This is a genomic window from Desulfovibrio intestinalis (genome assembly GCF_014202345.1).
GTDB classification, from domain to species: Bacteria; Desulfobacterota; Desulfovibrionia; order Desulfovibrionales; family Desulfovibrionaceae; genus Desulfovibrio; species Desulfovibrio intestinalis.
The window spans coordinates 226,007-246,078 of the sequence record NZ_JACHGO010000001.1 but is presented as its reverse complement, the minus strand read 5'-3'; the positions used below and the strand labels follow the sequence as shown (position 1 = coordinate 246,078).

General features: G+C 51.4%; 22 protein-coding genes. 4 read left to right on the top strand and 18 right to left on the bottom strand.

The window, feature by feature from the left end; genetic code table 11:
* Positions 1-2 precede the first annotated feature (2 nt).
* From HNQ38_RS01090 to HNQ38_RS01055, 8 genes are read right to left on the bottom strand one after another with little or no spacing between them, the layout of a single operon-like run.
* Positions 3-2,417, bottom strand: coding sequence for a VirB4 family type IV secretion/conjugal transfer ATPase (locus HNQ38_RS01090; protein ID WP_183717414.1), 2,415 nt, complete (start codon positions 2,415-2,417; stop codon positions 3-5).
* On the bottom strand, positions 2,411-2,704 hold the full coding sequence (gene trbD / locus HNQ38_RS01085) for a conjugal transfer protein TrbD (RefSeq protein ID WP_183717412.1): 294 nt from the start codon (positions 2,702-2,704) through the stop codon (positions 2,411-2,413). The genes HNQ38_RS01090 and trbD overlap by 7 nt, the downstream gene beginning before the upstream one ends.
* Positions 2,701-3,048 carry a TrbC/VirB2 family type IV secretion system protein gene (locus tag HNQ38_RS01080; RefSeq protein ID WP_183717410.1) on the bottom strand — a complete coding sequence of 116 codons (348 nt, stop codon included), beginning with the start codon at positions 3,046-3,048 and terminating at the stop codon, positions 2,701-2,703. Before HNQ38_RS01080 ends, trbD begins: the two co-directional genes overlap by 4 nt.
* Positions 3,017-3,244: a Com family DNA-binding transcriptional regulator gene (locus HNQ38_RS01075; RefSeq protein ID WP_183717408.1), complete on the bottom strand. Its 228-nt coding sequence runs from the start codon at positions 3,242-3,244 to the stop codon at positions 3,017-3,019. The genes HNQ38_RS01080 and HNQ38_RS01075 overlap by 32 nt, the downstream gene beginning before the upstream one ends.
* On the bottom strand, positions 3,241-4,227 hold the full coding sequence (trbB, locus tag HNQ38_RS01070) for a P-type conjugative transfer ATPase TrbB (protein ID WP_183717406.1): 987 nt from the start codon (positions 4,225-4,227) through the stop codon (positions 3,241-3,243). The genes HNQ38_RS01075 and trbB overlap by 4 nt, the downstream gene beginning before the upstream one ends.
* Complete coding sequence (locus tag HNQ38_RS01065) at positions 4,227-4,676, bottom strand: hypothetical protein (RefSeq protein WP_183717404.1); 450 nt, start codon at positions 4,674-4,676, stop codon at positions 4,227-4,229. The genes trbB and HNQ38_RS01065 overlap by 1 nt, the downstream gene beginning before the upstream one ends.
* 10 nt (positions 4,677-4,686) lie before the next feature.
* The gene (locus tag HNQ38_RS01060) at positions 4,687-5,412 is read right to left on the bottom strand and encodes a nucleotide-binding protein (RefSeq protein WP_183717403.1); all 726 of its coding nucleotides are present in this window, start codon (positions 5,410-5,412) and stop codon (positions 4,687-4,689) included.
* 19 nt (positions 5,413-5,431) lie between these two features.
* Complete coding sequence (locus tag HNQ38_RS01055; protein ID WP_183717401.1) at positions 5,432-5,803, bottom strand: TraK family protein; 372 nt, start codon at positions 5,801-5,803, stop codon at positions 5,432-5,434.
* A gap of 286 nt (positions 5,804-6,089) precedes the next feature.
* Between HNQ38_RS01055 and HNQ38_RS01050 the strand changes: the two genes are divergently transcribed.
* Together HNQ38_RS01050 and HNQ38_RS14075 are read left to right on the top strand one after the other, a co-directional pair.
* On the top strand, positions 6,090-6,377 hold the full coding sequence (locus HNQ38_RS01050; protein ID WP_221277761.1) for an immunity protein: 288 nt from the start codon (positions 6,090-6,092) through the stop codon (positions 6,375-6,377).
* Between the two features lie 366 nt (positions 6,378-6,743).
* Positions 6,744-7,130 carry a hypothetical protein gene (locus HNQ38_RS14075; RefSeq protein ID WP_221277760.1) on the top strand — a complete coding sequence of 129 codons (387 nt, stop codon included), beginning with the start codon at positions 6,744-6,746 and terminating at the stop codon, positions 7,128-7,130.
* On the opposite strand, the gene HNQ38_RS01040 is transcribed toward HNQ38_RS14075, so the two are convergent.
* From HNQ38_RS01040 to HNQ38_RS01020, 5 genes are all read right to left on the bottom strand, one after another.
* Positions 7,127-8,563, bottom strand: coding sequence for a tyrosine-type recombinase/integrase (locus HNQ38_RS01040; RefSeq protein ID WP_183717399.1), 1,437 nt, complete (start codon positions 8,561-8,563; stop codon positions 7,127-7,129). The two genes, HNQ38_RS14075 and HNQ38_RS01040, sit on opposite strands and share 4 nt — an antisense overlap.
* A 588-nt stretch (positions 8,564-9,151) precedes the next feature.
* Positions 9,152-10,009 (bottom strand): radical SAM protein, encoded by an 858-nt coding sequence (locus HNQ38_RS01035; protein WP_281377784.1) that lies wholly within the window; start codon positions 10,007-10,009, stop codon positions 9,152-9,154.
* 122 nt (positions 10,010-10,131) lie between these two features.
* Positions 10,132-10,413, bottom strand: a complete 282-nt coding sequence (locus HNQ38_RS01030) for a hypothetical protein (protein ID WP_183717395.1) — start codon at positions 10,411-10,413, stop codon at positions 10,132-10,134.
* A 448-nt stretch (positions 10,414-10,861) separates the two neighbouring features.
* Complete coding sequence (locus HNQ38_RS01025) at positions 10,862-12,127, bottom strand: O-acetylhomoserine aminocarboxypropyltransferase/cysteine synthase family protein (RefSeq protein WP_183717393.1); 1,266 nt, start codon at positions 12,125-12,127, stop codon at positions 10,862-10,864.
* A gap of 89 nt (positions 12,128-12,216) precedes the next feature.
* Positions 12,217-13,392, bottom strand: a complete 1,176-nt coding sequence (locus HNQ38_RS01020; protein ID WP_183717391.1) for an ATP-grasp domain-containing protein — start codon at positions 13,390-13,392, stop codon at positions 12,217-12,219.
* Between the two features lie 602 nt (positions 13,393-13,994).
* Here HNQ38_RS01020 and HNQ38_RS01015 point away from each other — a divergent pair.
* Together HNQ38_RS01015 and HNQ38_RS01010 are read left to right on the top strand one after the other, a co-directional pair.
* Positions 13,995-14,897 (top strand): LysR family transcriptional regulator, encoded by a 903-nt coding sequence (locus HNQ38_RS01015; protein ID WP_183717389.1) that lies wholly within the window; start codon positions 13,995-13,997, stop codon positions 14,895-14,897.
* A 77-nt stretch (positions 14,898-14,974) separates the two neighbouring features.
* On the top strand, positions 14,975-15,613 hold the full coding sequence (locus HNQ38_RS01010; protein WP_183717387.1) for a phosphatidylserine decarboxylase family protein: 639 nt from the start codon (positions 14,975-14,977) through the stop codon (positions 15,611-15,613).
* Between the two features lie 189 nt (positions 15,614-15,802).
* Here HNQ38_RS01010 and hutX read toward each other — a convergent pair whose 3' ends face one another.
* From hutX to HNQ38_RS00985, 5 genes are all read right to left on the bottom strand, one after another.
* Complete coding sequence (gene hutX, locus HNQ38_RS01005; protein WP_183717385.1) at positions 15,803-16,306, bottom strand: heme utilization cystosolic carrier protein HutX; 504 nt, start codon at positions 16,304-16,306, stop codon at positions 15,803-15,805.
* Positions 16,307-16,322: 16 nt separating this feature from the next.
* Positions 16,323-17,732 carry an ATP-binding cassette domain-containing protein gene (locus HNQ38_RS01000; protein WP_183717383.1) on the bottom strand — a complete coding sequence of 470 codons (1,410 nt, stop codon included), beginning with the start codon at positions 17,730-17,732 and terminating at the stop codon, positions 16,323-16,325.
* A gap of 36 nt (positions 17,733-17,768) precedes the next feature.
* A complete protein-coding gene (locus HNQ38_RS00995; RefSeq protein ID WP_183717381.1) occupies positions 17,769-18,533 on the bottom strand; it encodes an energy-coupling factor transporter transmembrane component T family protein in 765 nt (254 codons plus the stop codon).
* Complete coding sequence (locus HNQ38_RS00990) at positions 18,514-19,080, bottom strand: MptD family putative ECF transporter S component (protein WP_183717379.1); 567 nt, start codon at positions 19,078-19,080, stop codon at positions 18,514-18,516. The genes HNQ38_RS00995 and HNQ38_RS00990 overlap by 20 nt, the downstream gene beginning before the upstream one ends.
* Positions 19,081-19,196: 116 nt before the next feature.
* The gene (locus HNQ38_RS00985; RefSeq protein WP_183717378.1) at positions 19,197-19,808 is read right to left on the bottom strand and encodes a prepilin peptidase; all 612 of its coding nucleotides are present in this window, start codon (positions 19,806-19,808) and stop codon (positions 19,197-19,199) included.
* Between the last annotated feature and the right edge of the window lie 264 nt (positions 19,809-20,072).

The following is a 20,072-nucleotide window of genomic DNA, read 5'->3' as shown; positions in this document are numbered from 1 at the left end:
TGTTATGCCGCGCCGCGTTCCCGCAGCCATTGGTGTTGCCAGTCGCTAGAGCCATATTCCGCAGCAAGTGCCTGAATCCGGGTAATGCTCTCCTTGTCTGAGGAACCGACAAAGGCCAGGGTTTTGGGGCCAAGGGCAAGCTGCACTTGCCGCCTGCCGAAGGGCGAGACAATGTAGTAGTCCCGCTTTGGTGTGGCGCGGGCGATAATGTTGATCTGGGTTTCATTGAGCCCCATGCCCACATAGAGTTCGCGCTGCGCCTCCTGTGTGGCCGTGATGTTGGGCAGGAATATTTTGGTCGGACAGGATTCGGCCAGAACGTCCAGAATGCCGGAGTTCTTGGCGTCCGAAAGGCTTTGCGTGGCAAGGATCACCGCACAGTTCGCCTTACGCATGACTTTCAGCCATTCGCGTATCTTTGCCCGGAAAACAGGGTGGCCGAGCATGATCCAGGCTTCATCCAGCACAAGGATGGTCGGCGTCCCGTCCAAAGAAGTTTCGATGCGGTGAAAGAGATAGGTCAGCACCGGGATCAGGTTCTTGTCGCCCAGGTTCATCAGATCTTCAATTTCAAAGACCATAAGCGGCGAAAGAGTCAGATCGTCCGTGTCCGCATCCAGCAGCCGCCCCATTGCCCCTTGCGCTGTGTAGTGCTGGATCGTGTCTTTAATCTGGTTATCCTGTACAATGTGGTAGAAGCTGGTCAGAGAGCGCAGATTTTCCGGCTGTGCCGACAAGTCCAGCATGGCCGCGTGAATGGCGTTGCGGTGTGAGGGCATGACCGTGATGTGCTGCAACTCCATAAGGGAAGCGATCCACTCTTCCGCCCAGGCCCGTTCCGCTTCGGAGTCAATGCGCTGGAGCGGCGCGAAGGAAAGCTGATCGGAATTGCCAATGTTGTAGTGCGTCCCGCCTGAGCCGAGGCAAAGCGGGAAAATGCTCATGCCCTTGTCAAAAGCGTAGATGCGGGCGTTTTCATAGCAGCGAAATTGCGCGGCCAGCGTTGCCAGCAAGGTGGATTTGCCCGCGCCGGTAGGCCCGAAAATCAAGGTGTGGCCGAGGTCACCCACATGGATATTGAACCAGAACGGTGTTGACTTATCCGTGGTCAGCACGGCCAAGGGCCGGGAGTTGGACGGATAGAACGGACAGGGGCAGACGGGCGAACCAGTCCAGACCGAAGCCAGGGGCAACAGGTCAGCCAGGTTCAGGGTATTGACCATAGGCCGCCGCAGATTGGCGTATCCGTTGCCCGGATGCGTTCCAAGCCAGGCTTCTAGAGCGTTGATCTTTTCAATCCGGCAGCCGAAACCAAAGGTCTGGATGTTTCGGCGCAGTTCCCGCGCCCAATCCTGCAACTGCCCCTGATTTTCGTGCATCAACACGATGCTGGAGGTCAGGTAGCCAGCGCCCACATAGCCGCCCTGTACTTCGGTCAGGGCGGTTTCCGCGTCTTCGGCCATAAGCAAAGCGTCACGGTTGGCGCGGGCGTTGGGGTTGTTGAAAAACTGATCAAGGAAGCGATACACCTGTTGCCGCCAGCCCTTGCGATAGGAGTCTATTTCCTTTGTGGCATCGTACTGGTCAAGGCAGATAAAGCGCGTGGAAAACCGATACTCCAGCGGAAGAGACTCCAAATCCGCGAACATGGCCGGGAAGGATTCTTGCGGCAGCCCGTCAATGGAAAGCAGCGCAAGGTACTTCCCGCCGAGGCGGGGAATGATGCCCCCCACCAGATCATTGCTGGCGAGAAGGTGATCCAGATACATGGCTCTTTTCGGCACATGCAGTGGGTGCAGATCGCCGGAAACACAATGTTGGATATGGGAGAGAAGGTCAGATTGCGTGTAGGTTTCGCCGTCATCGGCGCACTCCTCATATTCCGAAAGCCGTTGCATACACAGAACCGAAGACAAGGCGTCTTCCAGGTCTTCAAGGGTATTCTGGAACTGCCCCAAGGCTTTTTCCAGCGCGGGACTTGTAACCGTCCCTGCCTGCACCTTTCCGGCGAGTTTCGCGGCTTCAAAACTCGTCTTGTAGGTGACAGAAAAAACGGTGCTGGTACTGAAACAACGGTTGCCGCTAAAAAAGGCCCGGCGTTCATCGTCAATGAGCTGTGTCACCGGATCGGGGAAGTGCCCTTTCTCCGGCGCGGGATACGCCCGATGACTACTGCGGATGGAATCCACATGAAGCATCCAGCCCGTACCGAGCAACCGGGTCGCGTTATTGAACTGTGCGGACACAAATGCCAGCTCGTCCGGCGTGGAACTAGCGGTATCCTGCCCCCGGATTTCCCAGGCAGCCAGAAACGAACCGTCTTTATTGAGGATGACGCCCGGCGCAATCAGCGCTGCATAGGGGAGCAAATCCGGCAGACCTTTAGCTCTGGAACGGTAGTCTTTGAGTTTCAGCATTTGAAACCCCCTACAGCCCGCCAGCGGCTTGCCTTTGCCGGGTAAAACTCCTGTTGCTTGATATGCCTCAGCCAGATCCGACTCATGATCGGATCAGCCTTTGCCATGCGCCGGAGCGCAAACACCGCTACCATCCAGAAGCCCATTGCGGACGTGATAGAAACCGCAGTCAGCCCACCCACACCCACCAGCAAAGCAATCAGGGCGCTGGTCATAACCAGTTCCCTTTCCGCGCCAAGAATATGGGCATGGCGGTGCAAGGATTGGTGGATGGGGAGCAACCTCATATGACTGCCCCGGAAAAAGAAAATACGCTGTTGACGATGCTGGCCGCAAAGGCGATAAAGCTGATGCCAAAAACCACGGACAACAACAGCTTAAAACCGCCTGAGATATCATCCTTATTCATGATAAAGATGACGCCACACAGCGCCATTGCCACAATGGAAATCCATTTACCAGCCGGGCCGGTGATGGTGTTCACCACCCGCTCCAGAGGACTGGAAAATTCCGTGATACCGCCCGATGCCACGACAATATCGGGGAAGCAAAGGCAGGCAGTCCAAAAGCTGAAAACGGCAAGGCGGGAGAGAAAGGCTTTACGAGAGGGAAGAAGATTGGTTACGCGCATGACGATCTCCGTGGAGGCCGTCTTTTCCCGATTGGTGCGGCGCGAGGTTGGGGCTTACTGCCCGCAGGACTATTCTGCTTTTGCAGCGAGGGCAAAAAAGCTCGATTTCTCCAGCTTCAATGTGGCCTTTTGCCAGAAGTTTGTTGCACTTCCCGCAACGAAGGTTGGTGGGGCCGTACGCCTGTTCGGTTCTCATAAGCCTTGTTCCGCCTTTACGTTGTAAAGATATTCCATTTTATAGGTGTCCGTTTTCGTGTTGAAGCCGTCCACGCGCAGAATGTTTGATATTTGCCGCCGATTTTCTAGAGTTTTCTCCATGAAAACCACCAGATCAACCGCCCGACCTATCAATTTTTGTTTGGGGCCAAGGCCCGCTTCCTCTACCAGTTCTTCTAGCCGAGGAAGGGCTTCTTCCGCGCTGTCTGCGTGAAAAGTACCAATCCCACCCGGATGCCCTGTATTCCACAGCTTCAAAAGCTCCAGAGCGGCGGCGTCCCTCACTTCACCAATCAGAATACGCTTGGGAGCGTAGCGCATACTGACCTTTGCCAGCTTCCGCATATCAACGTCAGCAATGACCGAGGTACGGAAGAATACGGCGTTAGCGCTTTTGGACTGGAGTTCCGCCGTATCCTCGATGATGATCAGGCGGTGAGAGGGCGTGAGCGTGGAAACAGCGTCAATGACCGCGTTGACAAAGGTGGTTTTGCCGCTGGAGGTTCCCCCGACAACTACAATATTCCAGCGCCGCAACACGGCGTCATGGATGATTTCAATCACCCGCGTTGTGATGGTGCCGGAGGCCAGGTATTCTTGAAGGGTAAACACCCGGCTAGCCTTTTTGCGGAGCGAGAATGAAGGGCCGGGGCCAACAATGGGCGGAAACGTGCCTTCAAAGCGGGAGCCGTCCAGCGGAAATTCACCCTCCACTATAGGGTTGCGCTCATTGACCGTCAGATTCAGGCTGCTTGCCACCAGAGAAAGTATCAAACGGCTTTGGACAGATGAGATAGTACCCACACATTCATGGTCTTGTCCGTACTTTTCAATCCACAACGAGCCGTCCGGGTTAAGCATGATTTCTATGACTTCCGGACTTTCCAGCGCGTCCATAAACACAGGCCCGCAGGAATGGCGCAGACCGGCCAGTAACCGAGGATCGGTGCAGGCCCCCTGCATCAGTGCAGCCCGCCCAGGATGAAGACCGCCACATTAAGCAGCGCCGACATGCCGACTATGACGGCGGCAAAGTACACATTGTTCTTGAAGGTTGAAAGCCGGGCCGCGTGATCGTCAAAAACCTTGCGGATGCCTTCAACTGAGGCTGAGGAAAGGCTTGCGGAAAGCTGGTTCACCGCCACTTGTACACGGGAAACATACTCGTCCGTTTTGTCGGCCATGAGCCGGGTCAGCCCTTTTTTATGCATGGCATGAAGCTTGTCCACTTCCGTCAGGTAGGCATTGAGGATCGTGGCGATCATCAACGTGGCATCGTCTTTGGGCAGCATCACGTTATGGGCATTGGACACCACGGAACGAATTTGCTCCAGCGTGAAGCCCACACCCGGCGCGTTGCCCAATTCCTTTTCGAGAGGCGTAAGATCGTCAGAAGAAAGTTCTTGTGACATGGCTTCCCCATTACGCGATAGCCGCGTTGCTTACGGCTTCCACTAGTTCGTTCCGATAGCGTTGCAGACGGGAACGCACGACTATGGACTGACCGGAGTTGATCGCCGTCTCAAAGCTCTGGCGCTTGGCGAACAGGGTTTCCAGGTCTTTGCCGATGGTGGCCTTGTTGCCTTGAGGGATGGTGATAATGGCATGAAACTGCCCGCCAAACTCCTGATAGACCTTAAACTCCTCAAAGGGCCTACCATCCATGACGATTTCCCCGAAATAAGGATTCAGCCAGACCACAATGGGCGTTGCGGGAAAACCGAGAGCCATAGAGCGTAGGCCGAGAACTGTATCCCCAATGGCTTGCCCGCCCGTGATAACCGAATGAAAAAAGACGGAATGCCCACCTTCTTCCAGAATGTCGATGATGTTATTTTCCTTGATATAACTGTTGAGCGCGAGAAACGAGGACGCGCCGTTGTCCACTATGACATGGGTTTCCGGGCCTTGTTCCATAATCGCGTCGATCAACGCGTCAAACTGGCGGGGGTCAATGTCGCCGTTTTTTAGGATATCAAGGCACGCCACCTCAAATTCTTTAAACCCGGCCAACGTAGCGTTTACTGGGTCAGTATCAAAGGCGGCGACCTGTTTGCCGAGCAGACGCAATACCTGATACAAGATCGACGCAATCATGGATTTGCCCACGCCGCCCTTGCCCTGTTGAATGAAATGCACCGTAGCCATTATGTAGACTCCCATAGGGTTAAATGCCGTCTTCCAGGCTCATTTTGCGTGGGTCGGGAAACGGTTCTTTGGCGGAATTGACGACTCGTGGACTGGATGATGAGAGATGGTTTGCTATTTGCGGCTGTGTGGCACGGGCGAGATTTTGCTCTTTAGAAGCGGCGGAAGCGCCATTCTGGATTTCTTTCTGTAATATTTGGCAAAAAGTGACATAGGCCATAGAGATACGCTGCTGTTCCGCAAGGCGTTCATGGATCAGTTTTTTCGAATAGCCTTGGGCCAGCAGGGATTTTATCTCTTTCAGCTGCGCGAGAAATTGCACATAGGCCATTGAGCGCCGCAGCGGTTCATTTGTGGGCATGGCCCGACTCACAATCGCGCTGGATTTCACGGAGCTTGGTGTCTAACAATACCTCGATACGCGGAGGGAGCACTTCCCCTCTTTCGATTTTTCGCCGTATTTTCCTGTAATGCCGTGGGGTATATCCAAGTATTTCCGCAACTTTTTCATGTGACCCAAACTGGATGAAAAGCGAATTAACCGCGTCAGGCATAGGATTTCTCCCAATTTTTATAAAACCAGAATTTCCTCTTATATATACCCTTGTTTTCTTGTAGACAAGGTCAGAAAATCCGGGTAGGAAAAACCCAACGGATTGCACAGCAAGGGAGCAGTGATGAGCGAGGCTAATTTTGCGAACAAGGTTGAGAGGGCTTTTGTACAGCTTATTGAAGAGCGGGCGGAGTCCAGGTTCAAAAAGGGCGAGTTCGCTGCTAAACTTTGGCCAGAGATGTCTCCGAAGGCGGCAGCTTCGCGCTGGACTTCAATAAGAACAAAGGCATCCAACACCGGCAAGCCGCAATCCGTGTCGGTTGCCGATGCACAACGCATGGCAGAGGTGATCGGGAAAGAGTTGAGCTACTTACTAGCGGTTGCGGCAGAGCGGGCCAGTGGACAGAAGTGAACATGTCGATAAAAGGAGTTACGCCATAATGCGGCAACAAACTGAAAAAATGAAGGAATATGAGGAAAAAGCGAACGAGCTGGTATCCTTGACTCTCAACGTGTGCGAGGAAAGATTGACACAGCCCATAGAACCTACCGCACTCCAAGGGGATGCCCTAGCATCCGCCGCCATGAGCGTTCGGGCTTCTGTGAATACATTTATTGCCGTGTCACGGCTTTCTGTCGAAAAGAGCTAGCTCTATTTTTTTGACCTTTTTCACAAGAATTTCTTGTTAAAAAGGTGTCTTTTTATGGCCATCACTTGCCAATGCAGGCCGTGGAATGCCTTAAGTGCATTTCATGTCTGACAGGCTGGAGGAATCAAATGCCGCCTAAAGATTTCTTTCCTTCCAACGAGGAAGAGCTGGAAAAATATTTGGCTGTGGAGCAGATGAAAGCCCATATCCAAGCCGAACTCAACGGAAAACTCAGCACTGTTCTGTCCCGCATGGACTCCATGCAGGAAACCTTTGAACGGACACTTGGACCGCTGGCGGCTTCAGTGCAGGATATTGAGGAAATAAAGCGAAAAATCAATCTCACGCCGGAAGAGGTCGAAAGGGTCTATGGCCTGAATGCTGCGACCTTGGCCAATAAAAGGGCCAAGGCCGCAGGGCCGCGCTATATCAAGGATGGTGGAAAAATTTTGTATCCTCAAAAGGAGCTTCGTCAATATCTCACTGCCCGTGAAATATTGACGAATGACGACTAATCGGCCTTTGCCAGCCAGTCCAAAACCGCTTGCGGAACATTCCCCACACCTTTTTCCGCAATAAGGCTGGCAAGTATGGTGCTGATCTGACTCAGCGTTGTGTCACTGTATTTGCTTATCAAATTCTGTGACTCAGTGACCGGACAAAGGTGAGCATACCTTTCTGTCATTGTCGTGGTTTTATGCCCGACAAGACGCGCAATTTTGAACAGTGGAGTACCGTTAATCGCTTCCCAGGAACAATATGTATGCCTCAAGGTATGGAAGACAACTTTATCAAGCGAATCAATACCGGCAGGATTGAGTCCGCATTCATTAGCGGAGCGATCAAAAGTCTTGGTATTGCTGGAGCTGATGTGAACCCCGCCTCTGCCGGTAAAGATCAAATCGGAAGAGCATTTGTTGATCCACTCTTCAAATATCGGCCTGACTACCTCGGTGATGCGGTAGGTTTTACATTTTCCACCGTTCCTTCTCCGATAATTAATAATGCCACGCTCCATATCCACACAGTCCAAATGCAGATAGCATACATCCGTAGGAAAGAGTCCGGTTTCCTGGGAGACGAAGGAGATGGTATCCTGATCCACAAGCCCACTGGTAAACACAATAATTCTTTGTCGCCTTTCCAGAGCTTCCATGAAGGCGTTCCAGGCTGCATCATTGAGCGTGATACTGCGCCGCCCGGTTTTACCCTTGATCTGCCAGACCCGCGTTTCATGCTGCAAGTCATGAACCCGCGTGCCAGTCACTTCGCTAAGCCTGGCTCCAGAGTTCAGGGATATGGTGGTAATCAAAAACCACTTGCGGCTGTGCGAGTTGATGGTGTCCAGCAGCAAGGCAGCTTCACTCTTGGACAAAAATCGGGTTCGGGCGTTGTCCACCTTGGGCATGTCCACCTGCTCAAAGGGACTGTCTCCTTTGAACAGCCCCCATTTTTTGAGCTTATTGATCACGTTCCGCATATCACCCAAGATCAAACGGACGGTGGCCGGGGCGAGTCCTTTTTTGAGCAAAGCGAGCTTGTAATCTTCCAGTTCCAGAGGAGTAATCTTGTCTACCGGCTTATCTGCGAAAAGTGGAGCCGTGTGGACACGGTAACGCAGCGCAATATCAGCGCCGTTGTTTTTCAGGTTTGGGAACCATTTCTCCGCAAAAACTTCATAGCCCTGGCCGAAGGTAATCCCCTTTCTCTTTTTGGTTTGCTGGGGCGCTTCCCCATTTCGTGCGGCTACCATGAACTCGCTGCGCTTATCCGCCGCATACTGAGCAGTCACTTTTTCGCTGCGCCAGCCGACCTTGTGCCAACGGAATTTTTTATCCTCATCTCGGTAGCTGTAGTAAAAGCACTCATCGGGCTTTCCCTCAAACCGTTTTGTATCGCTAACATACCGATAAACACCAATAAATTTTGTCTTAGCCATGCCTTTCATTTTTCTAGCTCCCTTATAGCTAGAAGCGCATTTCTAGCTTTTTCTAGCTGCTTTTCGAGCCTGCTGCGGGGTAAATTATGACCCTCTGTGAAAAGCATTGGCTCAAAAAAACCAAGGATAACAAGGAAAATGAAGCGCTATTATCCCTGGTGATGTCCTGTGACTCACCGGGAACAATATTCGTAATCAGTAGATCATCAGTTCAAATCTGATAGGCGGCTCCAAATTAAAGGGCTTACGCACTCCGTAAGCCCTTTTTTTGTGGTAAATTCCGCACCAATTTGCACCAGGTCTTTTTCTTCCACGCCAGTCCAATCGGCATATCCCTGTCAGAGAGGGTTACACGGCGCATGTTGACCTGATTGCTGCCTCGTACAAAACAATCGCTGGAACCAGAACGGCTGTTTAAATACCACAAGTAAGAAACAGCCTGCCCGTTTCTTAAAACAACACACAACAGCATCACAAAACATGCTGATATGGACGCCTTGCTGTGTGCAGCAGATTGGGAAAAATGAAATTATCGCAAAACAACTCCCTCGGCAGTGAAGCAAAACTGCTTCATAAAATTAAGCGAGATACTATTTTCTAGAGGGAATGCATTGCTTGCCGATTGACGACCAGTTCAAGCTCTTCCTCTGAATGAGTCGCAAGAATTTCCTTTATATGGGCAATCACATCCAGCATCATTTCTCTATCGCCCGTATGGAAACGAAAATGCAGTGGGTTCAAATAATGAACAGCTTCATAATAAAGGTCAGCCGTGAGGTGCTCAAAGAAGAAAAGCATTTCTTCCATTTTTTCTTTTTCGGAAGCCTCCACAAACTCACCTCTTTTCACCATCTCGGGAAGGGATGAGCCGGAAAACACCGTCAATCCGGTTGGCATGACTCGTTCCGCATTCACAGAATTAAGAAATTCGGCTGTCGCAATGCCGCTTTCACGCCCTTTACCCTTTCCGGCCATACCAATAATGTACTGGCATGTGTACTTGATTCCCACAGCATCCAAGCGCCAAAGCTGATTACGGGCTTCCTGCACGGTATGCCCTTTATTCATTATGCGCAGAGCTTCTTCGCTTCCGTTTTCCGTACCGATAAACAGATGTCGGATTCCCAGATCGTAGAGCAATTGTAACTCTTCGTCTGTTTTCTTTTCAATATCGTCAACGCGGGAGTGCATACTGATTTTGATAAAATCAGGAAAATGTTCGCGGAGTAATTCTGCATATTGCCTGAGTGTTCCTACAGGCAAGGTGAAGGGGTTTGATCCAATCATGAATATGGATGGATCCGATCCGAACAAATGCTTTTGTGAACAAATTTCTTTTTCCATGTGTTCAAGAGAGGCAGCCATAAACGGATAGCCTTGTGACATGTAACAGAAATTGCATTTGTTCCAGGTACAGCTTTGGGTTCCTCTTACTAGAACGGATTGGGCCTCCATCGGAGGCCGGAAAACAGGTTCTGTGAAACGCAACATTTTCTATCTCCACTGGTGAAAACATAAGCGCTCCCGGCGATGACACCGGAAGCGCTTTGAAATGCCCGTTGTGCCAGTAGTGGCAATTAGGCAACGTCGTAGATACGGACTTCGGGCTCAGCGTCGAGCAGAGGGGCCAGGCCCGCTACAACGTCATCGTTGAACATCTGGCTCTTGAGATAGGCCTGAGCGTCAGCCACGCTGGCAAAACCATGAAGAACCTGAACGTCTTCGTCACGAATAAGCAGCTCCTTACTTTTCGCGCCAGTTATTTCTTTAAGAAATGGGCCTTTGTAGTCGTTGTATACCTTGGCGGCGGCAGAACGATTATTGTTGGAAACTTTGAGGGTAATTTCAAGATAAGCCATTGTCATTCTCCAAACGTTAAAATGGTGTATTCAGCTAATCGCTGTTGAAGAGACAATAGCTGCTCCTAAATCCGGAGAGAAATTCTCTTTTAACATGCCATATATAGTCTGCACCTATGAATATTTTTCCATGCGCAAAAGGTATTTTCCAATCCCCTGCCATCCACGTATCAACAGAACACCTGACATAATGCATGACCCTACGCGACATACTGCACGTCAACAATTTCATTCTGTAAAAACACGCTGATAACAACGCCGAAAACAGGCAGAAAGCCCTCCAGGTCGGAAAGCGCTCTACACGCGCAGCAGCCAAAGCCACACCGCTGACAAGGGCAACAATGCTTGTTTGATAAGCCAGGCTGTCAAGCAAGGGCTTACTTACGGTGTACCCTGTATCACCGAAAGACATTGACAACCCAGTAAAATAGCAAACGCAGCTTACATATTATATGACCGCTGAAAAGGCCTGATCAATATCTTCCAGAATATCTTCCACATCCTCCAAGCCGACCGAAAGACGGATCATTCCTGGCAGAACGCCCGCCTCAGCAAGCTGCTTTTCGTTGAGTTGACGATGCGTGGCACTTGCAGGATGCAGGACGCAGGTTCTGATATCAGCCACATGCACCTCGTTGGAAGCCAACCGTAGCGAATTCATGAACGTCACGGCGTTCTTTTTTCCCCCTTTGATCACAAAGGAAATGACTCCGCTAGCTCCTTTCAAATACTTGCTCGCCAGTGGGTAATATGGATCATCAGCCAGACCGGGATACAGCACTGCCTCCACAAGGGGATGTCCCTTCAAATAGTTGGCAACAGCCAAAGCGTTCTCACAATAACGCTCCATACGCAGGGCCAGAGTTTCCAGCCCCAGGTTGAGCAAGAAGGCCGAGTGTGCGGCAGGATATGCGCCAAAGTCCCGCATCAGTTGCATACGGGCCTTCACAATGAAGGCGGCAGGGCCGTATTTGTCCACATAAGTGATGCCGTGATAAGAGGGATCAGGCGTGGTCAAGCCGGTGAAAGGCCTTTGGCTCCAGTCGAATTTACCGCTGTCCACGATAACCCCTCCGACTTGCACAGCATGGCCGTCCATATATTTAGAGGTGGAATGCACGATGACATCCGCCCCGTAATCAAAGGGTTTGCAAAGGATGGGCGTTGCAAAGGTGTTATCCACAACCAGCGGCAGGTGATTGGCATGGGCAACCTGCGCAAACCGCTCAATATCCAGAACGGCAAGTGCGGGATTTGCTATGGTTTCACCGAACAGCAGTTTCGTGTTTGGCCGGATGGCCGCCTGGATTGCATCGGGGGTTGCATCGGGATCGATGAAAATACACTCTATGCCCTGCTGCCTCAACGTGTGGGAAAAAAGATTCGATGTACCGCCGTATATTTTGGTGGAGCTGACAATGCTGTCGCCGGAGCAGCATATATTGAGAACAGCCAGAAGAATCGCCGCCTGCCCCGAACTGGTGCAAAGTGCGCCTGCGCCCCCTTCAAGGTCCGCAATTTTGTTTTCAACCGCCATAACTGTGGGATTTCCGAAGCGGGAATATATGAGACTTTTCATCGGGTCATCGAATACGTCGCCGATGTCCGTAGTCGAATCGTAGACATAGGTCGTGCTCTGCACGATGGGGACAACCCGAGGATCGGCGTTGCCGGGAACATAGCCGGAATGAAGGCATTTGGTAGCGTCTCGCATAGTAATACAGGGAAGGCGGCGAAAACATGCACCATTGCCTTCCTGACTCCTTATCATCGTGAATTGATATTATTTAGAAAACAGCAAAATTATGGCCTATTTGACTGCCCAGACCGTACATATGTACTGAGGTCGGCTCGTAGTATCCTGTCCAGCTCCCGCCGATCATCAGCAGGTGTTTGGGCAAAGACAAAAGCAAACATGGGGTCATCTGGTTTTTCCATGCGGCGCAGTTCCAGAACATTCGAAAAACTGTCCTGCACAGCATCATAGTCGTAGGAGGCATTACCGGGGGCAATACCCGAAGGTTTTTCCAAAAGAATCATGGAAAAAATCTGGTTGTCTTTGCCATCGAACAGGCTATCCCAATCAGGACGGCGATTTTCAAGATAGTACGCATATGTTCTGATGCCGAATGCGTGGTAGGCAATTTCGTTCGTGCACCACCCGGAAAACCGGATGGGATTGCACTCGATAGGTATGATGGTTCCATCATGCATCACGCGAAGCTCTATATGCGCCGGAAAATTCTTAACTTTCACAATGCTATTCATTGCCGCAAAAAAGCGTGTAAACGAAGCATGATTATTGCTGATGATATTTTTTGATGTAAAATAAAGCCTGTCCTTAACATCATCACCAGAGGCAAATTCATGATGCATGATATTGAGGATTACTGGTTCTCCAGCATCATCAAAGTACACATCAACGGCATACTCGTCACCTTCAATAAATGACTCGATAAGAAAATTTGCATCGCCGATTACACTGGCGGGATAGCGCAACTTCCATGACTCCATATTCTTCGCTATATCCGCAAGCGCCGCTCGCCAATCTTGCTCGTTGGTAATTGTGTAAACACCAACGCTGAAGAAGCCCACAGAAGGCTTGAGGATAAAAGGCATTTCCAGTTCTGCCACATTCACACCACAAAGCTGCGAAACAGATACTTGCCGAAAAAGATACTGCGGGTACATGGGCTTGAGCGCAGTACGCAAAGCAAATTTGTCCTTCATGAGCCTGATACCGCGAAGGAGTTCTTTGTCTTCTATATTTGCGTATATCCAATCAAGTGCATTTTCTGAGGTCGCATAGAGGCGTTTGCCCGAAGAAGCTTGTTTCGCAAACGTGTGTTCGTCCACAAGGTTAAGATCAAAACGTGTACTCAGCTCACGGGCATATGCATTATTGAGGACAGGATGCTTTGTTTCAGCCGCATAGGATGCCGAAATATCTGAAACGTAAGGTTTGTCGAAAATTATCATCCATTTCTCCTAGAAGTGCTTGTACTAACTGTTTCCCCGGAGGCGCGCCCTTCCTCAATGATTTTTTTCAGATCATTCTGGGCCGCTGACCCGGCGTGTAGCCTAATAGCCAGTGTTACAGGAGGCCATGCTGCGAGCAGTCGAAAGGCGTGACCAGATTTCAAGGCCGCTTCAGAAATACCCGGCGCTCAAAATACTCTGTAATTTACCCAGCTAGGGGATATCCATACATCCAGAGTAGTTTAACCTTGAAACACCCTAACACACTGAAATATAAAACTGCCGACAGAATAGGCTCCTTCTAGCGGCAGCAAAAATTTTCTTTTCGCATGGCACTTATTTTCTATGACTATAAATCCATTGCGTGCAGATTCTCGATTTACGAAGCTGAAGTGACAGAAAAAACTTCGGTTTACTCCCAAAGCAATAGGAAACGGCGGGCAAGCCTTACGGACCGTAACGGGGATTCCGCTCACGCTGGGCAATCAGTTGGCTATTCACCAAAGGTGTTCAGCCAAGGGCAACGGTTGTCTTTTTGTGGGTGAGGTAATACGAAGAATAAAAGACGATTTTATAGCGGCTAGCAGCACAAGGATTATTCTATGAACTTGAATCAGTTACGATATGCGAAAGCAGTTACCGACACAGGCTCCTTCACTCTCGCAGCCGAACAATGCTATGTTACACAGCCGACACTATCCAATGGCATAGCCCAACTGGAGCAGGAGTTTGGAGATAAAATATTCAAGCGTACCACACGCACGGTGTCGCTAACGCCGTTCGGTGAACATATCATGCCTTTCATAGAGCACTCTTTGAGCGCTAATGACGAACTTATTCGTGAAACACGAAATTTTGTAAGCCCCGCCCGCACGGCTGTGCGCGTGGGCACTTCCCCGCTCGTCAATACCGGGTGGATGGCTCCCATGCTTGAAAAATTCAGAGAAAGACAGCCAGAGGTAGAAGTCATCTTGCATGAACAGAATATGGCCGACCTCTACCGCATGCTGGACGAAGGTTTGCTGGATATCGTCTTCGGCGTTGCCGATACCAGCAAAGCAACCTGGAAAACCGCCTTTCTTTACAGGGAACCGCTGTATTTTATCCCGCGCGGAGCCAACTATCCTGACGGAGAGGGTACTGTTGTTTTTGAGGAAATTTCAGGAGAAACCTTCGTCATGGTGCCGAATGTCTGCGGGCTTGCCAAAACGACACGCAGCCTTTTTAGAAGCCACAGAAAAAAATTGAACGAATATTCCGGCGAGGCGTTGAGCTATCAGGTCCTTGAGCAATGGGCATCTTTAGGGCTTGGCGCGGCTATTTTGCCCAAGTCAAAACTGGTACCTTCCGAACGCAAGGCATATGCCCTCACCGATAAGAGCGGAAATGAACTTTTTATTGATTTCGAAGCCGTTTGGCTAGCAAGCGGCGAACATACTCCGCATCAGCAAGAATACATTAGTTTTTTGAAGGAATATTGCGCAATTTATAGCCCAGATGAATAAATAGCATTTGAAAAGAAAATTTACCTTTAAGGGGCGCAATCAATATTCTCCTCACAGTCTAAGCTCAAGGATGCATCATGAAAAAACCTTCTGTGGGGTTAGCCCGTGAAGGGCTGCCCATTATTTGCCTTTGCGCCTTCTCAAGCCTGATTTTATCTTTGATCGGCTGCTGGCCTGTAGCTATAATTTTTCTGTGCATAACATGGTTCGCGTGTTTTTTCTTTCGCGACCCTGAGCGGGCTGTGCCAGCTGAAAAAGGTTTAGTGGTAAGCCCTGCGGACGGAAAGGTTGTTCGGATCCAGGAATTGCCAGAGCCTTTTGAAGGAGAAAAACGCCTGTGTGTGAGCGTCTTCATGAGCCTTTTTAGCGTTCATGTGAACCGGATGCCTGTAGATGGAAAAATCACGTCAATTTTATACAGCCCCGGAAAGTTCTTCAACGCCGCCTGGGATAAAGCGTCAGAGTTCAACGAAAGATGCGCCTATAAGCTGACCAGTAAAGATGACACCTTTGCTATGGTGCAAATTGCCGGGCTTGTCGCACAACGTATTGTATGCCGGGTGGAAAATGGAGAAGAACTGGAGCGTGGGGAACGATTTGGCATGATCAAATTTGGCTCCAGGGTGGATGTGTATCTGCCTGCAAGTTATGCGCCCAGTGTTGCGGTCGGCCAGCAGGTTTTCGCCGGGCAGACCGTTCTTGCAAAAAAGAGCTAAACTGCTTTGCTAACAAACAAAAATTACAATAAACATTGCGCACATAAAAAAAATAGGCTCCGGCTGTTGGTCTGCCCCTTGTCTTATTGACAGAGAGCAGATCAACAGCCGGAAATTTTTTAGAGTGTTTGAACTTTTTCAAAATTCAAATACTCTAACCGGGGCTTGCACGACGCGCTGATTTTCTGTTTATACGGCGAATTCACTACGCATGTGCATATACGCTTCTTTGACCGAAGGAATGATTTCGCGTTGTTCGTTCCGCCCAAGGTAAACCGCGAACATCTGATCGCCTGCGGCGTCAAAAAACTGCACCGAGTGGCTTTCTTTATTGAAAAATGGCTTGGATACAAACCAGATGTGCTCAAGCCTGTTAATGAACAGATGCCCCCCCAGAGGGCATTGCTTGTCCGTCAGATTAAACATGCCGTGCATAAAGTTGCCTTGCGGCAGTTTGCCTTCAACCTCCACAACACCGCCACAGCCTATTGTTATAAAGGTGCAGGATTCCCAGCCCGTCATGGCAGCCCATATGGCTCCAAAGTCGTTTTTGCTCACGCGCACACGCATCTCATCCGGCAGGGCCGCCACTACATCTGCCTCTGGCCTGCCGAGCTCCTTGGCCAGACTCATCAGCATTACACTGGGATTTTCCGTAACCTTTTGCCGTACAACCTGCACAAAATCAGACATAACAGCTCCTTATTTTTTACGCAGAGATGTCTGAAAGCGGAACCTGCCAACGGCAGACCTCAGACATGAATTCAAGATCATGAGTGATAACAATGACTGTGGCCCCGGCCTCCGCTGCCCTTCGCAGATCATCGGCCATACGCAGCATGTTCTTGCCGTCAAGGCCACTGGTGGGTTCATCCAGAAAAACCACGTCAGGCTTGCGAATCATCGCTGCGGCAACGCTCAGGCGTTGCTTTTCGCCACCAGAGAGAGATTGCGGATGCCTGCCCGCCAGAGGTAAAAGATCATATGTGGACAACGTCTGCTCAATGCGCTGCGTGGATTCTGCAATGGGCAGTCCCACCAGAGCATCCGCCAATTCTGCACGTACGCTGTCCATGCGCAATTGATGATCAGCGTTCTGCAAAACCAGCCCCACACGCCGCGCTCTCCCCCGTTGTGGCAGTTGCTCGCCGCCACAAACAAATTCTCCATCCCGGCTTTTGATCATCCCTGCGGCAAGCTTTGCCAACGTTGTTTTTCCGCAGCCATTGTGCCCCACCAGTGCCGAGACCTGGCCAGAGGGAAAATGCGCCGACATATTTTGAAACAAAGGGTTTTCCCCCTTAAAGGCAAATGAAAGGTTTGCAACAGCAAATCCTGTGGCAGCCTCTTTGCCTGCAAAGCGGGGTAATTCAGAGCGGGGATCAGCCCATTCAACTGCGCGCAAACCGTGACGCCGGCGCAGGTCATCGTCCTCAAGCAGGCTGAAGTCGCCCTCGGCAACCATCTGCCCCTGGTCCATAACGACGACCCTGTCGGCAACATCACGCAGCCAGGCCAGACGGTGATCCACCACCAGAACGGCCATACCTTTGGCTTTGAGCGCTTGCAGAATAACCGCAAGTTCGCGAGCAGACTCCGGGTCAAGGTTGGCCGAAGGTTCGTCCAAAACCAGCGCGCGAGGATTTTGAGCCAGCAGTCCGGCCAGGGCCACTTTTTGTTTTTGCCCCTCTGAAAGGCCCAACACAGATTGTCCGCCCGCATCCGCCATACCCACTTGCGCCAGCGCCTCCCGCGCCGCAACCGTGCAGACATCCTCTGGCAGCCCCCGGCACTCAAGGGCAATGGCAACTTCGTCTTCAACGGTAAGAGCAAAAAACTGCGCTTCGGGATTCTGAAAAAGCGTGCCCACATCCTGGCTGATTTCTGCCAGCGGGCGCTGACGGTTACATTTGCCCGCAACCAATATCTGTCCTTCCAGCTCACCCTTGTAATAGTGCGGAGCCAGACCATTGAGCAGACGGATCAGGGTTGATTTGCCGCAACCGCTCCGCCCGGTGCAAAGCACAAGTTCGCCTGGCGCCACATGCAGGCTCATTTTTTTTATGCCCGCCCCCTGACCATGCGGGTAGGTGTAGCTGACATTGTTCAATTCAAGCACGGTTCACCTCTGTACTAATAACTTCTGCCCAGTGTCTCAGCCCCATATACTGCCTCCCCCCTGAATGGCCTGCAGGCAAACGGCCAAAGCCAAACCAAGAATGCACCCCCCCAAGGCAAGTATGTCACTTCTGCCAAAAGGCACTGCCTTTCGGGCCAACCGCTTGTGGTTCCCCACGCCCTTCAATTCTGCTGCAACGGAAAGATCATCCGCCGAACCGAGCAGCCTGAAGGTAAGAGGCACCAAAAATCCCCGCCAGACAGAAGACACCCTGGCTCCAAAGCCCTGCCCGCCAAGCGGTTGGCGCAGGCGATAGGCATCCCTTATCTGGGCGCAATCGTCCAGAAACGTTGGCAAAAACCGCACTGCCACTGTCAGGGGCACATGAAGCCACACCATACGGCCAAAGGATTGCAGTTCGCGCATGACTTCCTGAATTCGAGACGAAAAAGCCAGAACCAGCAAGGCGTTGAACGAGAGAAGCATACGCATGTAGGGCACGGCGAACCGCCACGACTCCCACACCACAAGCTGGGGCATGACCAGAGAAACCAGCGACATGAATCCCAAAGACACCAGGCACATGAGAACAAACACGCTGTATGCCTTAAGCATGGCCCAAGGGCTCAGAGCCGTCAGGGCGTAGACCATACTGGCAAGGCACAACAGAGCCAGACTTTGGGGGTTACTCAGCACAATAGCTGCCAGGGATGAAACCAGACAGAGCATGAGCTTGGTACGGATATTTAATCGTCCTGCCCATGAGGTGTCTGGCTTGCGGTCAAGAAATGAAAGAGGCATGACGCAACTCCTTCACAAGTTTCGTTCCGCCAGCCAGCCCCACTACGGAGCCCAGTGCGCCGATACTGATGAATACCACCGGAACGGCAATAAGAGCTGGCTGCTCACGGTAATACATCCAGGCCACAGCCAGGCTCACCACCTTGCCCGCCACTTCCAGAAAAAGAACGCCTGCCATAAGATTAAAGGCCCGGTGGTATCCCCCCAAGGCGTAAATAATGAATTCGGCCAACACACATGTCAGCAGTGCGCCCGGCGTGTGCAAAACGCCCTGCCCCATAAGCAGCAAAGAAATGAGACTCGACACCAGCACGGCCAGTGTGAGTGTCCACGGTTTTTGCACCTTATGGGCCAGTACCAGCATCAAGGCCGTATAGACAAAATTTTTCAGGGCCAGCGACAGTGGATTCATGCCGCCCCCCACAAAGGCAATGCCCAGTGCAGCCGCCTTGGCCACAGCGGCAAAAATGCCGATAAACACAAGGTCGCGTACCGTAAAATGTGGTTGCATGCCCTCAGGCAACCATGCAAAGGAAGGCTTGCTCATGCCCGCCCCCCCTGCATATGTGGTCCATTTTCTTTTGCCGACATAACACACCTTCCTTGTGCAGATTTGGCCGCCAAGGCGGCCCTGCTGTTTACGATCACTACTGGCATACCAATTCAACTCAGGTAATGGGCATAGGAAATGACGCCAAGTCCAGCCATAGCCAATGGCGGACCAAAAGGGACCTCGGCTTTCAAAGCTTGTCGTGCTCCACGCCAGTTCCAACCATCCCCGTCTTCATTTGCATCTGCCCCCTTGCGCTTCCTGCCCTTCAAAGCCAGCCCCAGAAGAAAAAACAGCACCACGCAGAGTGATGACACCATCAGGATAAGGGGCAAGGCACGCCAGCCTCCCCAGGCTCCAAGCAGGGCCAGAAGTTTGAGATCGCCGCCGCCAATGCCTTCCCGGCCCATGAGGGCGTGATACAATCTGTTAAAACTGAAGAGCAGCAGGTAGCCCGCCACGCAGCCGATCACGGCCTGACCAAATGGCACAATGGCATCAACACAGTTGACAGCCAGACCAAGGGCCATCAGAGGCCAGGTCAGCATGTCCGGCAAAATGCGAAACCGGGCGTCTGCCATTGAAAGCGCCAGCAATCCCCAGCCAAAAGGCAGAAGGATCAGGCCACTCCAGCTGGGTAGAAACAGCCAGACAAGCAGCACACTGCCTGCGGCGCAGCCATAAGAAAGCAGTTTTTCCTGCATGCCGCCGTGTAATTCCGGCATTACAGTTCTCTCTGGCCTGGCGGTACCTGTCTGCTCCAGCTCTGACGCAGAAGCAGCAGTCCAATCAGACGCTGTACTGGCGTATGCGGATATTGCGGCAGATCGTTTGCTTTTATGCCTTTTGCGCATGCCAGATGAAGAAAATGCGGAAAAACCAGATGCCATTTCGTATAGCCAGGGTCCGGCCACCAGAGTGTGCGTCAGACGGCCTGCCAAGAATCCACAAACGGCAACAATACACATAACAATTTGAACATACTGAAG